At 58.9% G+C, this 14,900-nt stretch carries 14 protein-coding genes and 1 pseudogene; 7 read left to right on the top strand and 8 right to left on the bottom strand.

What is annotated here, in order from left to right; all coding sequences use genetic code 11:
* Positions 1-32: 32 nt before the first annotated feature.
* Together C4J94_RS01405 and C4J94_RS01400 are read right to left on the bottom strand one after the other, a co-directional pair.
* Positions 33-464 carry a thioesterase family protein gene (locus tag C4J94_RS01405; protein WP_124384665.1) on the bottom strand — a complete coding sequence of 144 codons (432 nt, stop codon included), beginning with the start codon at positions 462-464 and terminating at the stop codon, positions 33-35.
* 22 nt (positions 465-486) lie between these two features.
* Positions 487-2,424 (bottom strand): ATP-dependent DNA helicase RecQ, encoded by a 1,938-nt coding sequence (locus C4J94_RS01400; RefSeq protein WP_124384664.1) that lies wholly within the window; start codon positions 2,422-2,424, stop codon positions 487-489.
* A 163-nt stretch (positions 2,425-2,587) separates the two neighbouring features.
* On the opposite strand from C4J94_RS01400, the gene C4J94_RS01395 reads away from it, so the two are divergent.
* A complete protein-coding gene (locus C4J94_RS01395; protein WP_124384663.1) occupies positions 2,588-3,649 on the top strand; it encodes a S8 family peptidase in 1,062 nt (353 codons plus the stop codon).
* A 66-nt stretch (positions 3,650-3,715) separates the two neighbouring features.
* Here C4J94_RS01395 and C4J94_RS01390 read toward each other — a convergent pair whose 3' ends face one another.
* Complete coding sequence (locus C4J94_RS01390; RefSeq protein ID WP_124384662.1) at positions 3,716-4,891, bottom strand: tetratricopeptide repeat protein; 1,176 nt, start codon at positions 4,889-4,891, stop codon at positions 3,716-3,718.
* A gap of 175 nt (positions 4,892-5,066) precedes the next feature.
* Between C4J94_RS01390 and C4J94_RS01385 the strand changes: the two are divergent.
* Positions 5,067-5,237: pseudogene (locus C4J94_RS01385) on the top strand (YhfG family protein).
* Positions 5,238-5,543: 306 nt separating this feature from the next.
* Entirely contained in the window at positions 5,544-5,900 is a 357-nt protein-coding gene (locus C4J94_RS01380; RefSeq protein ID WP_124384661.1) for a DUF1493 family protein, read from the top strand.
* Positions 5,901-6,136: 236 nt separating this feature from the next.
* Here C4J94_RS01380 and C4J94_RS01375 read toward each other — a convergent pair whose 3' ends face one another.
* Both C4J94_RS01375 and hslO read right to left on the bottom strand, forming a co-directional pair.
* Complete coding sequence (locus tag C4J94_RS01375; protein ID WP_124384660.1) at positions 6,137-7,678, bottom strand: phosphoenolpyruvate carboxykinase; 1,542 nt, start codon at positions 7,676-7,678, stop codon at positions 6,137-6,139.
* A gap of 179 nt (positions 7,679-7,857) precedes the next feature.
* Entirely contained in the window at positions 7,858-8,760 is a 903-nt protein-coding gene (hslO, locus tag C4J94_RS01370) for an Hsp33 family molecular chaperone HslO (RefSeq protein WP_124384659.1), read from the bottom strand.
* Between the two features lie 122 nt (positions 8,761-8,882).
* Between hslO and C4J94_RS01365 the strand changes: the two genes are divergently transcribed.
* Positions 8,883-9,686 carry a phosphatase PAP2 family protein gene (locus C4J94_RS01365; protein WP_124384658.1) on the top strand — a complete coding sequence of 268 codons (804 nt, stop codon included), beginning with the start codon at positions 8,883-8,885 and terminating at the stop codon, positions 9,684-9,686.
* A 136-nt stretch (positions 9,687-9,822) separates the two neighbouring features.
* Here C4J94_RS01365 and C4J94_RS01360 read toward each other — a convergent pair whose 3' ends face one another.
* Positions 9,823-10,230: an RNA-binding S4 domain-containing protein gene (locus C4J94_RS01360; RefSeq protein WP_124384657.1), complete on the bottom strand. Its 408-nt coding sequence runs from the start codon at positions 10,228-10,230 to the stop codon at positions 9,823-9,825.
* 116 nt (positions 10,231-10,346) lie between these two features.
* On the opposite strand from C4J94_RS01360, the gene C4J94_RS01355 reads away from it, so the two are divergent.
* The 3 genes from C4J94_RS01355 to rimK are packed head-to-tail and all read left to right on the top strand — an operon-like array spanning position 10,347 to position 12,523.
* On the top strand, positions 10,347-11,126 hold the full coding sequence (locus C4J94_RS01355; RefSeq protein ID WP_124384656.1) for an EAL domain-containing protein: 780 nt from the start codon (positions 10,347-10,349) through the stop codon (positions 11,124-11,126).
* Between the two features lie 30 nt (positions 11,127-11,156).
* Complete coding sequence (locus C4J94_RS01350; protein ID WP_372240885.1) at positions 11,157-11,621, top strand: ATP-dependent zinc protease; 465 nt, start codon at positions 11,157-11,159, stop codon at positions 11,619-11,621.
* Entirely contained in the window at positions 11,618-12,523 is a 906-nt protein-coding gene (gene rimK / locus C4J94_RS01345; protein WP_003171022.1) for a 30S ribosomal protein S6--L-glutamate ligase, read from the top strand. Before C4J94_RS01350 ends, rimK begins: the two co-directional genes overlap by 4 nt.
* Before the next feature lie 96 nt (positions 12,524-12,619).
* Here the strand turns inward: rimK and C4J94_RS01340 are convergent, their stop codons facing one another.
* Both C4J94_RS01340 and ompR read right to left on the bottom strand, forming a co-directional pair.
* Positions 12,620-13,933 (bottom strand): ATP-binding protein, encoded by a 1,314-nt coding sequence (locus C4J94_RS01340; protein WP_124384654.1) that lies wholly within the window; start codon positions 13,931-13,933, stop codon positions 12,620-12,622.
* Positions 13,934-14,049: 116 nt separating this feature from the next.
* The gene (ompR, locus tag C4J94_RS01335; RefSeq protein ID WP_003236035.1) at positions 14,050-14,790 is read right to left on the bottom strand and encodes a two-component system response regulator OmpR; all 741 of its coding nucleotides are present in this window, start codon (positions 14,788-14,790) and stop codon (positions 14,050-14,052) included.
* Positions 14,791-14,900 lie beyond the last annotated feature (110 nt).

The following is a 14,900-nucleotide window of genomic DNA, read 5'->3' as shown; positions in this document are numbered from 1 at the left end:
GGTTACTTTGGGCTGCTGCTTCTCGTGCGCAGTCAAATCACCAACCGCTGCAATGCTTCGCGAAGCTGTCCGGGAATCGGCACGGGCTGGTTCGACCCTCTGTCCACAAACACATGCACAAAGCGCCCTGCCGCACAGGCCTCGTCTTCCCCCGCCTTGAACACCGCCAGCTCATACTGCACCGAACTGTTGCCCAACTTGCCCACCCGCAGGCCGATTTCAATGCGTTCGGGAAAGGCAATCGACGCGAAGTAATCACAGGCCGAGCTCACTACAAACCCGACCACCGCCCCGTCATGAATATCCAACCCGCCCTGTTCGATCAGGTAGGTATTCACCGCCGTGTCGAAGAAGCTGTAGTAGGTGACGTTGTTCACATGGCCATACACATCATTGTCGTGCCAGCGCGTAATGATCGTCTGGAAGTGAGCGTATTCGGCACGTTGTGGCACTGAGTCAGGCATGAATACCTCTTATGAAAAGAATTTACAGGTCATTCAAATGGACTTCCGCCCACTCACAAACCTCGGTGTAGGGGTAATCCTCCAGCGCAGCGAAACCGGGAATACCTCGCGCCTTCAGCTTGGTGAACAGCGGCACGCTGATCCCACCCAGAAAGCGCGTGAGCCGTTCGGCCCCTGGCAATTGCCCGGTGTGCTCATAATGCCTGTGGATAAAATCACCGCACAGTCCCATGAAGTTTTTATCCACAAGCGCCGGCAAACTCGGCGGCGCCGGCAGATGCGCAACCTGCCCATGGCATACCGAGCAATGCCCGCAGCGCAAGGGGGCATTTTCATCGCCGAAATAGCGCGCCAGGCGCTGCCCCAGGCACTGCTCGGTGGCGAACAGGTCGAGCATGGCGTGAATCCGCGCCACTTCCGTCATCTCGTGCTGCTTGAAGCCTGTGTATAACTCGGCGCTCAACACCTGCGGGTCGAAATCGGTGTTCAGCAAGCTGTAGACCTCGGTCATCTGCTTGCTTTCCAGTTCGATCAGGCCCTGCTCCTGGAAGTAATCCAAAGCCTTCACCACACGACTGCGCTCGGCGTTCTGCTGCTGGTAGAGCGCATCGAAATCCACGGTCGCCCAGGTCTTGGCACGCTTGCACACCTGGATGATTGCCGCGACAAACTGTTGCCGCTCTCCGGAAAACCGTGCCAGCAGGGCATCGGGTTCGATCAGGTACTTGAAGCGGTACTCGGCATAGAACGCGTAGCGCGGCGCGATCACACCCTTGAGTTCCAGTTGCACCAGCAGCGTCTTGAGCGGCAACTCACGGATATTGCTGTGGTCCGACAGCGACCTCAGCAGGAACTCCCACTGCCCCTCGCCTCGCGCCGCCTGCAATTCTTCCAGTACGCGGCGAATGCCCTGCTGCTCTGGCGTATCGCCGTACACGAAGTTTTCCAGCACGTTGAGACTGTCGCGATTGGCCAGTACCAGACAGTCGGAGGGCTGCCCGTCACGACCGGCGCGGCCGATTTCCTGGCTATAGTTTTCGATGGATTTGGGCAGGTCGAAGTGTACGACGTTACGGATATCACTTTTGTCGATGCCCATGCCAAACGCGATAGTGGCAACGATGCAATTGGAGCGCCCACCCATGAAACGCTGCTGGATGCCCTGGCGTTTGTCGTGGGGCAAACCGGCGTGATACGCCTCAGCCTGGATGCCGTTGCGGTTCAGGTGCTCGGCGATCTGCTCGGCGGTTTTTTGCAAGGTGACGTAGACGATGCTCGGTTGGTTGGCTCGCTCACTCATCCATTGCACGAGACGCTGGCGTTTGTCAGCACCACTCACCGGTTCCACCAGCAAGTTGAGGTTGGGCCGGTAAAAGCCCGTGGTAATCACATCCTGCGGCGCAATGGCAAATTTGGCCTGCATATCGGCAATCACTTTGGGCGTGGCCGTAGCCGTCAGCAGCAGCGCTTGTGGGATCTGGAACTGACGCTGATAGTCGGGCAGCTTCAGATAGTCTGGACGGAAGTTGTGGCCCCATTCGGAAATGCAGTGCGCTTCATCCACCACCAACAGCGAGATCTGCACACTTTGTAGGAAGTTGCGAAAACGCTCGTTTTTCAAACGCTCCACGGAAATCATCAGGATTTTCAATTCGCCCGAACGTGCGCGAGCCATCACGTCATTGGCGTCCTCGCGGCTCTGAGCCGAATCGATACTGCCCGCCGAGATGCCGTGACGCTGCAAGAAACTCAGTTGGTCCTGCATCAGCGCCAACAGCGGCGACACCACCAGCGTCAGGTGCGGCAGCAGTACGGCTGACAGCTGATAACACAGAGACTTGCCCGACCCGGTGGGGAAAATAGCGGCCGCCGAACGACCGGCCAACACGGCGCTGACCGTTTCTTCCTGGCCCAAACGAAACTGTGGATAACCAAAGACCTGCTGGAGGGTGTCGTGCATAGGCTGTCACTCCATTGACCGCTGAAAGAATAAAAAACATAGATCAGCGATCGCGAATAGGTCAGGGATAAACGCTACAAACTGATACAGAGAAAACCAGCAAGCCCGCGCAAAAACGCAGACAGTAGCACGCTTGATCACCTTCCCCGACAAGGAGTCGAGAATGCCAGTATTCCACCCCACCAAGCCGCTGTTCTCACTGCACCACCTTATCTTGTTCACATTGCCCATGTGGCTGCTGGGCTGCATGTCCACTCCCGCCCCGATGCCCGCCGAACCGGACACCCGCCCCTTTGAATCCTCCGAATACCTTGCGCAAAAAGCCCTGCCTATCGTCAAGGCGTCCTCGCTCTACGCACGGGGAGGCACCGGTCAGGGAGTGAGGGTTGCGCTGATCGACTCAGGCCTCAACCTTGAATTGCCCGAGTTCTACGGGCGCGTCTACGACCCGGGTTATGACTTCGTGCGACACCAGCCTGGCGTCATCGATGTTAAAGGCCACGGCACTCAGATGGCCGGTATTCTCGCCGCAAACAAGAATGACCAGGGGATCCATGGCATTGCCTTCAACGCCCAGCTGATCCCCATGCGATTCGGTGATGACAAAGAGCCGTTCTACTTTGACAGTGAAATAGCCCAGGCCTGGGACCTCGCTTATACCAAGGGCGCACGCATTTTCAGCAACTCATGGGCTAATCCCATCGAAGCCAACACCAACGAGGTTCCCATCTATGAACGCCTGATGGGTGAGTCGTTGGGCATGGCGAAAAAACTGGTGGCCGAAGGCGCCGTGTTTGTTTTTTCAACGGGTAACGAGGTCAAGCGTGAGCCGCTGGCCGAGCCTGGCCTGCCTGCGTTGGTGCCGGAGCTGGAGAAGGGCTGGATAGCCGTCATGGCACTCAAGAACGACGGCACGGCGATCAATCTCAAATCCAACTATTGCGGTCTGGCCGCGCGCTGGTGCATCGCGGTGCCAGGGGGCGACGGTGGCGCAGGGCTACTGACCACCAACAAGGACGGCAGCTACGGACCAACCGCTGGCACGTCGCCGGCCGCCGCCTTGGTCAGTGGCGCCCTGGCGGCCTTGCAAAGCCGCTTTCCGGAAATGACGCCGCAACAAATTCGTGAGCGTCTGCTCAGTACAGCGAATCGAACAGGCATCTACGCCAACAGCGAAGCCTATGGCCGGGGGCTGATGGACCTGGATGCAGCCTCCCGCCTGTAGCCATCACCCAAACAAAAACAACGCGCCACTGGGGCGCGTTGTCGGAGGAAGGCTTGTCGCTGCTGATCAGCGATTGCGCACTCGCTCAATCGCCGTGTCATACACCGGATTGGCCTTCTGCTCCTTGGCCAACTGGTAGTGACGCAGCGCATCGGCAAACTGCCCTGCCGCTTCGTAGATCCGCGCAATGTTGTAGTAGGCACCCGCACGTACGGTTGCTGCATTGGCGCCCGTGGCCAAGGCGATAGCTTTGCGGTTGGCCCAGATCGACTCGGCCGTGCTGCCAGCCTTTTGATACGCCAGGCCGAGGTTGCCGTAAGCTTTACCGAAGCCGTTATCCAGCTCAATGGCCTGACGGAACAGCTCAATCGCCTGATCCAGATTACCAGCTTGGTAGGCCGCTTCACCCTGCAGGTTCAGACGCTTCGCATCAGCCTGTGCGGAAGAGGTGACAACCACTGCGGTGACGGCAACGCTGTCATCCAGCAACGGCTTGACTTCGTTCAGCACATTTGCGGCATTCACGGTCACGCCGCTGAAGGTGTTGATGTCCTGGAAGTCGCCACTGCCGGTCATGCGGAACACGGTCCACAGGTTACCGCTGCGGTTTTTCGGCACGTAGTAGGTGCGCACCAGCGATTGGCCCATGTACACGAACACCTTGGCTTCACTGTTGGATAACTGTCGCGAACCTGGCTTGCCGCCGTTGCTGTAGTCATGCACGGCGTAAACGTAGCTTTCGCCATAGTGCTTCTTCTGCAGGGTGATGGTTTCCGGGCCGTAGCTGTCGGTGTCATCCACGTCCAGCTCGGCGTCGGTGCCGGTCTTGTTCTCGAAGTAGATATTGTTGCCGGGGAAGATCATATGGGAGTCAAGATCGTCCGGTGTCTGGCCCCAGGTCAACACCACGCGCAGGCCGTCAAGGTTTTCCATTACCGGGCTGATAGCGTAGGTCATGCCCTTGCACGGGCACTTCACCACCAGGTTGGAATACCCCGGTTTTTTGATGATCAAAAGATTGCTGGCGTCGTCAGCCGCCTCGCTGGTCAGCGTCACCTGCCCTTGAGCGTTGGTGCGGCCCACCACGTTCTGCGCACCGTTGCGTTGCAGCAGCACCTCGGCGTCGGCGATTTTCTGGTCCTTGACCACCGCACTCAGCACCTCGATCGGCAACTGCTCGGCCTGGACAGAAAAAGCCACCGCACACAATGACATCGCCGACGCGACACGAAGCAAACCCATGCTTAACTCCCTTTAAGTAGTGGGCGGAATCGCCCTACAATATTTTGCGGTGAAACATACGCTGAATTCAGCCTGCTGGCGGAGTATTTATACAAAATGTGACGTGGTTTTTATCACGCCTACCCGAAGACGCATTGCGCTACAATCAAGCCTTGCTACCCAGGAGGACGCTGCGATGAGCGAACTGACGTTTGAGCAAAAACAGGATCACTACTACAAGATCCGCCGTTCCAACTACCTGGCCAGCCTGCACCTGGAGGGGTTCTAGACCCAACCGGCCGACGTCGACAAGCCGATGCCGACCCGCGAAGCCGTGCTTGCCAAGTACCGCAACACCTCACGCTGATGCGCAGACGCCGGAAACGGGTGTAGGAAATCGCCAAACACTACGACATCCCCATCCCAAACTGCTCCAAATACCCGCTTAACCCTCTACAGAAGTTACCCGTAGCTGAATGAAAATAGCGCGGCCTCAACTTTCTCGGTAGACACCCGTATTTTGACATTCCTACTGCCCTACTTAGCGGTGATCCTTAGCATGCCTCTTCTACCTGTCTTTGTATTCTTGATAGGCTTGGCGCTATTCATCACTCGAAAAAAATACCGCCTCCAACGCAACCAGCCCCGTCACCCACTCCAGCGCGCGCCCACCATGAACCTCGCCCACAACTTCCCCGAAGACCCGGTCATGCAGCAACTCCTGCAACTGCTGCACGAAGAAATCGGCCTGCCAAAACACAAGACCATCCGCCTGCAAACCTCACTCAATTTCGACCTGGGCTGTGACGGCAGTGAGGCCAAGCAACTCATGGAAGCGCTGGAGCAGGAGTTCGCTCTCGACCTGGGCGACTTCGACACTTATCGTTACTTCAGCCCGCCAGTGTTTGATGTGTTTCTCAAACGCAGGGCCAAGGGCCGTGGCGACAAGGTCCCGCTGACCATCGGCATGCTCTACCTGGCGATCAAGACCCACAGCTGGGACACGCAGACGCTGGAAAACCTGAGCTGACCTGAAGAACGCTGAGGTTCAAATGTGGGAGGGGGCTTGTCCCCGATAGCAGTGTGTCAGCCAGCGAATTTTTGGCCTTAAAACCGCAATCGGGGGCAAGCCCCCTCCCACATTAGCTCTGCGCAAATCCGGCGAGCTGTATAACGGGCTGTCCATGGTTTTCACCCTGAGCAAAGCCGGACACCGCACACAAAAAAGCCGCCTACTGGAGGCGGCTTTTTCACTGCAATTGAATCTTACAACTTAGGACCCGCAGCCTTGATCGCATCGCTCACTTCAAACTTCTTGAAGTTCTCGATGAACAGCCCGGCCAACGCCTTCGCCGCTTCATCGTAGGCAGCCTTGTCAGCCCAGGTGTTACGTGGGTTCAACAGGCCGGTCTCAACGCCCGGTACAGCCAATGGCACGTCGAGGTTGATGGTGTCCAGGTGTTCGGTTTCGGCACCGATCAACGCGCCGCTCTGGATCGCTGCGATCACGCCGCGAGTGGTCGGAATGTTGAAGCGTTTGCCGACGCCGTAGCCGCCGCCGGTCCAGCCGGTGTTGACCAGGTAAACCTTGGAGCCGAAGCCGCGGATGCGCTTGATCAACAGCTCAGCGTATTCACCGGCAGGGCGCGGGAAGAACGGTGCGCCGAAGCAGGTGGAGAAGGTCGACTTGATGCCGCTGCCCGAGCCCATTTCGGTCGAACCCACCAGGGCGGTGTAGCCGGACAGGAAGTGGTAGGCCGCTTGTTCTTCGCTGAGGATCGACACGGGCGGCAGTACGCCGGTCAGGTCGCAGGTCAGGAAGATCACCGCGTTGGGTTCGCCGCCCAGGTTCTTCTCGGAACGTTTGGCGACGTGCTCCAGCGGGTAGGCGGCGCGGCTGTTCTGGGTCAGGCTGACATCGGCGTAGTCGGCATGCTTGGCCTCGTCGATAACGACGTTTTCCAGCACGGCGCCGTGCTTGATGGCTTTCCAGATAACCGGCTCGTTCTTCTCGGACAGGTCGATGCACTTGGCATAGCAACCGCCTTCGATATTGAACACCACGCCTTCGCCCCAACCGTGCTCGTCGTCACCGATCAGGTAACGGCTTTCGTCGGCGGACAGGGTGGTCTTGCCGGTGCCGGACAGGCCGAAGAACAGGGTTACATCGCCTGCTTCACCAATGTTGGCGGCGCAGTGCATCGGCAACACGTCGGCGGCCGGCAGCAGGAAGTTCTGCACCGAGAACATGGCTTTCTTCATTTCACCGGCGTAACGCATGCCGGCGATCAGCACTTTTTTCTGGGCGAAGTTGAGGATCACGCAACCGTCGGAGTTGGTGCCGTCACGCTCTGGCACGCACTCGAAGTTGGCCACGTTGAGCACTTGCCACTCTTCACGACCGGCCGGGTTGTACTGGGCCGGGTTGATGAACAGGCAACGACCGAACAGGTTCTGCCAGGCAGTCTGGGTGGTCATTTTCACGGCCAGGTAGTGGTCTTCGGCAGCCCCTACGTGAACGTGGGAAACGAAGTGTTCCTGCGCGTTGTTGAAAGCCTCGACGCGAGCCCAGAGGGCATCGAACTTGTCGGCCGGGAACTTGCGGTTGATCGGGCCCCAGGCGATTGCGGCCTGGGTGGTCGGCTCTTCAACGATGAAACGATCGACCGGCGAACGACCGGTGCGGTGACCGGTTTCTACGACCAGCGCGCCAGTATCGGCAAGCACGCCTTCACCGCGCTGCAGGGCTTCTTTGACCAGATCGTCAACACTCAGATCGGTGTATACGGCGTTATTGGCTTGCGTCATGAGGTTCCCCGTCGGCCTATGGCCGAGTGCTCCAAACGTTTTGTAGTAGAAAGTTGCGCACTACTACCGCGAAAAAAGTGGCCCGGATTATGCCAGAAAAGCCCAAAAAGAGTAGGGCCCTCCCGTCAGAACAGCGCTATCTCGGCATTTGTCAGGTGATTTACCTGTGCTTAAACGTTTTAGTGGCGGGTGTCGGAAGGGGTGTCAATGCCTGCGCCGGCGAATAATTGAGCGACATCGGCAGCATCGAACAGATAACGCTCGTTACAGAACTGGCAATCGATCTCGATATGACCGCCGTGTTCCACCACCAGATTTTGCGCATCCTCCAGGCCCAGGCTCACCAGGGCGTTAGCTGAGCGCTCGCGGGAGCAGCTGCAATTGAAGCGCAGGGACTGTTCGTCGAACAGGCGCACGGCTTCTTCGTGGTACAAGCGGTGCAAAATGGTCTCGTTGTTCAGGGCCAGCAATTCTTCAGCGGTCAAGGTGCCAGCCAGGGCGGTCAGCTTGCGCCAGCTATCAGTGCGTTCATCCTCATCCTTGATTCGGTCGGCCGGCAATTGCTGCAACAACAGGCCGCGCGCGCGCTTGCCGTCAGCATTGAGCCAGAACTTGGTGCCGACTTGCTGGGACATTACGAAATAGTTGGTAAAGCAGTCCGCCAAGGTCTCACCGTCGAGGTCAACGATACCCTGGTAGCGCTGGCCCTCAGTGGGGTCAACGGTAATCGCCAACACGCCATCGGCCATCAGCTCGGAAAATGTGGCGTCCGGTGTAATCCGCTCGACGTCATAACGGGCCAGGCCACGAATTTCACGCTCGCTGGAACACTCGATCATCAGCATCGGGATCGGACCTTCGGAACGCGCCTGCAGGATCAGCAAGCCATCGAATTTCATCGTGCCCACCAGCAGCGCAGCCGCCGCCATCAACTCACCGAGCAATTGCGCGACCGGCTCTGGATACGCGTGTTTGGCCAGGACTTCGGCATAGCTGAGCTCCAACGAAACCAGTTCGCCGCGGGCGTCGTTCTCGTCAAAGATAAAGCGTTGGGTGAAGTCGGTATCCGGTAGATCAGTCATAGGTCTGGGTATCTGAAGTGATGACAAAATGATTACAACGTTTATAAAATTAAACGCTTTAGCACCATATTGGTGCGGTTTCTCCTGAAACAAGGAGTTAATAGAGCGATGAGGAACAGTTTATGAACAATCCGGGTTTGTTCCAAGCGAACTGGAACCTCCGGCGATGGGCTCTTTGCAATCTACTCGCCATCGGGCTGCTGTGTTTTTGGCTGTGGCCCACGGGCCAGATGCTGTGTGTGATTTTCGACGAGTGGCTGTTCCATCTGCTCAATGACCCGCTGGCGAGCAGCTCCACCTGGTTGCATGTATGGGCCGTGGCGAGCCTGCGGCCGTTTGATGCCGTTGTCGGGATAATTCTGCTGGCACTGTTGATACGCGGCGACTGGGTCTTCAAGGCCGTGCAGGTGCGCCAGGCGTTTTTTGGCTTCCTCGGCATTCTCCTGTTGCTGCTGTTTATCCGCATGCTGTTTTCCAAGCTCGCGGCGCAGATGGGTTGGCAGCACAGCAGCCCGTCCATGGTGATCGGTGGCGCGGTTCAGATGAGTGATTTTTTCCCTGGGCTGGAGAAAACCTGGGAATTGAAAGACCGTTCGAGCCAGAGCTTCCCTGGTGATCATGCTTCGGTTTTGTTGATCTGGGCGATGTTCATGACCGTCTTCACCAAGCGCATCGGCCAGGCGCTGGTGATTTGGGGCCTGGCGCTGCTGTTCATGATGCCGCGCCTGGTAGCAGGCGCGCATTGGGGGCAGGACGATTACATCGGCGGGGTCTTGCTGGCGCTGTTGGCATTGGGCTGGGGTTATTACACACCGTTTGCGGCGAAGGTGTCGGGGTTGCTGTTGCGAGTAACAGCGCCGGTCTTCGGGTTGCTCGGCAGATTGCCGGTAATCGGGCGACTGAGTGTGATGCGCACAAACCCTTAACACCGCAGGCTAAATGTGGGGGGGGGCTTGCTCCCGATTGCGGTAAGTCAGCTACATATAAGCTGACTGATCCAGCGCTATCGGGGGCAAACCCCCTCCCACATTTTGATCTTCTTTGTACTGGAGACTGGCGTAATCAATCGTCATTGCCACTGCCGCGAAACTTGAACAAATCACGCCGCTGCTTCTTGCTCGGCTTGCCGTCGGTGGTCAAACCCGAAGCCCCCGCCTTGCGCATCGCCGCCGCGTTCTCGCGCTTGGCAATGCTGGCTTCGGTCTCCGCATACAGCGTCTGCGCTTCAGGCGCACCACGGCGTACGGCAGAAAGCGCTTGAACCACGACGGTCTTTTCATCGAACCCTGTACGAATCTGAAACTCGTCGCCGACACGCGGCTCCTTCCCCGGCTTGCAGCGCTCACCGCGATGGTGCACTTTGCCGCTCTCAATGGCGGCTTTGGCCAGGGCACGGGTTTTGTAGAACCGCGCGGCCCACAACCACTTGTCCAAACGGACCTTTTCTTCCTCTTCGTGTTTTTGAGCCACTTGAATTCCTCGCTCTGAAAAATGTCGCAACCTTACTGTTGATGCGCTTCGACGCATAAACCCCAAGGCTCACCTAAGATACGCCAGGTAGCACTCTGTTTTCGCGAGGATACGCCGTGACCGACTTTCCCCTTTCACTCACCTCGCCCAACCAGCGTTGCGTGGGTTGCCAGCAAAGCGAGCCTCTTGGGTTCGATTTTGCTTTCGCCTACCAGCCTATCGTAGACCTGCGCGACCAATCGATATTCGCCAACGAAGCCTTGGTGCGCGGCACCCAGGGTGAAGGCGCGTTGTCAGTGCTGGCCAACGTCAACGCAACCAATCGCTACCGCTTCGACCAGCGCTGCCGCACCCAGGCAATTGCCGGCGCTGCCGCCCTGGGCATGCAGACTCACCTGTCCATCAACTTCATGCCCAACGCGGTATACCGTCCGGAACTGTGTATCCGCAGCACCCTGGAAGCGGCCCGCGCGCACAACTTTCCGCTGGATCGCCTGATTTTCGAGACCCTGGAAAGCGAGCACGTAGATAACTATCGCCATTTGACGAATATTCTGCGTGAATACCGCGACTTCGGCTTCAAGACCGCCATCGACGATTTCGGCGCGGGCTATTCGGGGCTGAATCTGCTGGCCGATTTCCAACCTGATCTGATCAAACTCGACATGGCGCTGATTCGCGATGTCGATCAAGACCGTGTCCGACAGGTGATCGTCCGGGGGGTTGTCACAATCTGTGAGCAGTTGGGGGTTACTGTCATCGCCGAGGGCATCGAAAGTGCCGGCGAGCGGGATTTCCTCTCCGACTGTGGAATATTTCTGATGCAGGGTTACTGGTTCGCCAAGCCTGCATTCAATGCCCTGGCCAAGGTTTCCCCTCACGCCTGGGCACATTGACCGGTACCCATATTGAAGACATTTGACCATTTGACCGTTGTGGGTCTGCGTGAATGGGTGGCGCTTCCCGACTTGGGAGTGGCTGGCCTGCGCGCCAAGATCGACACCGGTGCCAGCACCTCGAGCTTGCACGCCACCGACATCGAGCCGTTCGAGCGTGATGGCGAGAAGTGGGTGCGGTTTACCGCGCACCTGGGCAGCGTGGTGCAACTGCGCCACCGCCGCTGCGAAGCGCCCCTGGTAACGATGAAAACCATCAAGAGCTCCAACGGCCATGCGCAGGTGCGCTATGTGATCAGCACCACCCTGGCGCTGGGTGATCGGGTATGGCGGGTGGAATTCACCCTCGCTTGCCGCAAAGCCATGCGCTATCGCCTGCTGCTGGGCTCCAAGGCGCTGGTTGACGGCCAGTTGGTGGTCAGCCCAGGCGTCAAGTACGTTCAAGACAAGCCGGTGTTCCCGGTCTCCACTATTTCTGCCCCAGGTGCTGCATGAAGATTGCTGTGCTGTCGCGAAACCCGCGTCTGTATTCCACCCGTCGCCTGGTCGAGGCCGGCACTGAGCGTGGCCATGAAATGGTGGTGATCGATACGTTGCGGGCCTATATGAATATTGCCAGCCACAAGCCGCAGATCCACTACCGTGGCAAGCCGTTGGAAGGTTTTGATGCGGTGATCCCGCGCATCGGCGCCTCGGTGACGTTCTACGGCTGCGCGGTGCTGCGCCAGTTCGAGATGATGGGGGTCTTCCCGCTGAACGAATCCGTGGCCATCGCACGCTCGCGAGACAAGCTGCGCTCCCTGCAGCTGCTGTCGCGCCGGGGTATTGGCCTGCCAGTCACCGGCTTTGCCCACTCCCCGGATGACATCCCCGACCTGATCGAAATGGTCAATGGCGCGCCGCTGGTGATCAAGGTGCTGGAAGGCACCCAGGGCATCGGCGTGGTGTTGTGCGAAACCGCAACGGCAGCGGAGTCGGTGATCGAGGCGTTCATGGGCCTCAAGCAGAACATCATGGTGCAGGAGTACATCAAGGAAGCGGGCGGTGCGGATATCCGCTGCTTCGTGGTGGGCGACAAGGTCATTGCCGCGATGAAGCGCCAGGCCAAGCCGGGTGAGTTCCGCTCCAACCTGCACCGTGGCGGCAGCGCCAGCCTGATCAAGATCACCCCGGAGGAGCGCATGACCGCACTGCGTGCGGCCAAGGTCATGGGGCTGGCCGTGGCCGGCGTGGATATTCTGCGCTCCAACCATGGGCCGTTGGTGATGGAGGTGAACTCATCGCCGGGCCTGGAGGGGATCGAGACCACCACCGGCAAGGATGTGGCGGGAATCATCATTCAGCATCTGGAAAAGAATGGCGGGCCGAACATGACTCGCACCAAGGGCAAGGGCTAGGGGCGCAGCTGTCAGCTTCAAGCTATAAGCTGCAAGAAAGAGCAAAAGCTGCCTGCCTTTCTCTTGCGGCTTCAAGCTTGAAGCTTGCCGCTGTTCCTATACCGCATCCCTGGGCAACATCAACCCGAGCGGCAAGCGCACCCGTGCTTCCAGGCCGCCCTCTTCACGGTTGCGCAGCTCAACATTGCCGCCATGCATCGACGCAATCCGCCGCACGATCGCCAGCCCCAAACCGGTACCTTTACCGCCCCGGGCGCGGTCGCCACGGGTGAACGGGTTGAAAATGGCTTCCAGTTCAGCCGGGTCGATACCAGTACCACGGTCCATCACGCTCAGCACCACATAGGGCGCAGCGCTGTCGCCGGACACGTAGGCCGCCACTTCCACATCCGAACCGGCATGATGCAAAGCATTGCCGATCAGGTTGTTGAGCAGGCGCTTCATCGACACCCTGCGTAAAGCAAACGGCTGGATCGGTTCCAGGCGCATGCGCACCTGCTCGCCGCTCTGGTTATAGGGCGCGACCACTTCACGGACCAGATCAGTCAGGTCTACCTCCTCCACGACTTCATCACGCCCGTCACGGATGAACGCCAGGAACTGGTCGAGAATCGCGTCCATATCCTCGATGTCGCGCACCATGTCATCGGTGAGGTCGGTATGGTCGCCCATCAACTCCAGGGACAAGCGCAAGCGCGTCAACGGCGTGCGCAGGTCATGGGACACCCCCGCCAGCATCAGCTCGCGCTCGCGCCCGGCCTGCTCGACATCCTCCGCCATCTGGTTGAATGCGCCGTACACCTCGGTCATCTCACTGGGCGTATCGCTGACCGGCAGGCGCACACTGCGGCCCTGGCCCAACTGGCGGGCTGCGAACACCAGGCGTTTGAGCGGCTGATTGAGCTGGCGCACGAAGATCCACGCCGACGCCGTCGAAAGCAGGCCGATGGCAAGGAACCAGCCCAATACGTTCCAGATTTTCTGCCCGCGCAACGGGTGCGGATACAGCGGAACCTTGATCCAGGCATCGCCCAGACTTGGCGCCCTCACCCACAGCGCAGGCGAAACATGCATGCGCAGCCGCACTTCGGTGTCCTCGCCCAGCTCCGCCTGCATCTGGCGCTGGTAGATCTCACTGTAGGGCCAATGCTGCTCGCCCTCAGGCACGCCGGCACCATCAACCCGGATCAGCGTTGAGGCCTTGGCTACCTTTTCACGGTTCTCGGGATCTACGGCCCAGTAGGCACGCAACGTCAAGGCGACACCATGGCTGTACTGCCGATCCACCAGCACGTCCTCGTTCATCAACAGATAAACCAGCGTGAGGGCTTTCGAAAACAGAACGACGATCAGCACCAGCCAAAGGGTGCGGGAGAAGAAACTTTGCGGGAACCACAGCGGGGTTTTCATAGGAGACAGCTAGACACCTTGCAGGAACGAGCGGCGCTCGCAGAATTGCAGACGCCGGACACCCCGTCGATCCCCATGGAATCAAACGCCGGATGCCCGCCCCTGCAAATCATCGGTCACTTGGTTGCGGTGCCATCCGGCACAAACACATAACCCACACCCCACACCGTCTGGATATACCGCGGCTTGGACGGGTCCGGCTCGATCATCCGGCGCAATCGGGAGATCTGCACGTCGATGGAGCGCTCCAGGGCGTCCCATTCTCGGCCACGGGCCAGGTTCATCAGCTTGTCGCGGGTCAGCGGCTGGCGAGCATTCATCACCAGGGCCTTGAGCACTGCGAATTCGCCGGTGGTGAGCATGTGCACTTCGTCGCCACGCTTGAGCTCGCGGGTTGCCAGGGACAACTCGTAGTCGCCAAAGGTCACGCTTTCGTCTTCGCTGCCCGGCGCGCCCGGTACCGAAGGTGCCTGGCGACGCAGTACGGCCTTGACCCGCGCCATCAATTCGTCAGGGTTGAACGGCTTGGCCAGGTAGTCATCAGCGCCCAGTTCGAGGCCCTTGATGCGACTCAGCTCATCGCCCTTGGCGGTGAGCATGATGATCGGGATCTGGTTGTTCGCGCCGCGCAGACGCTTGCAGGCGGTCAGGCCGTCTTCGCCGGGCAGCATCAGGTCAAGCACGACCAGATTGAACACTTCACGGCCCAGCAGGCGGTCCATCTGCTCGGTGTTCGGCACCGCGCGCGCCCGATAGCCTTTGGAGTTGAAGAAGCGCTCCAGCAGGCTGCTCAGCCCCGGATCGTCATCAACGATGAGAATTTTTTCGCCTTCAGCAGTTTGTGCAGTGCTGCTCATTAGATGCTCCTCTTATCTCGGCGCGCATTATGGCCTAGCTGCCGTTATACGCACCGTGTGCATTGTTAGCAGATTTTTCGTCTACCGCCAGCCAAGCCCCGCCCAACAAC

The sequence above is a fragment of the Pseudomonas sp. R5-89-07 genome (genome assembly GCF_003851685.1).
Taxonomy (GTDB): Bacteria; Pseudomonadota; Gammaproteobacteria; order Pseudomonadales; family Pseudomonadaceae; genus Aquipseudomonas.
The sequence above is the reverse complement of the archived record's forward strand: the minus strand, read 5'-3'. Positions and strand labels throughout refer to the sequence as shown.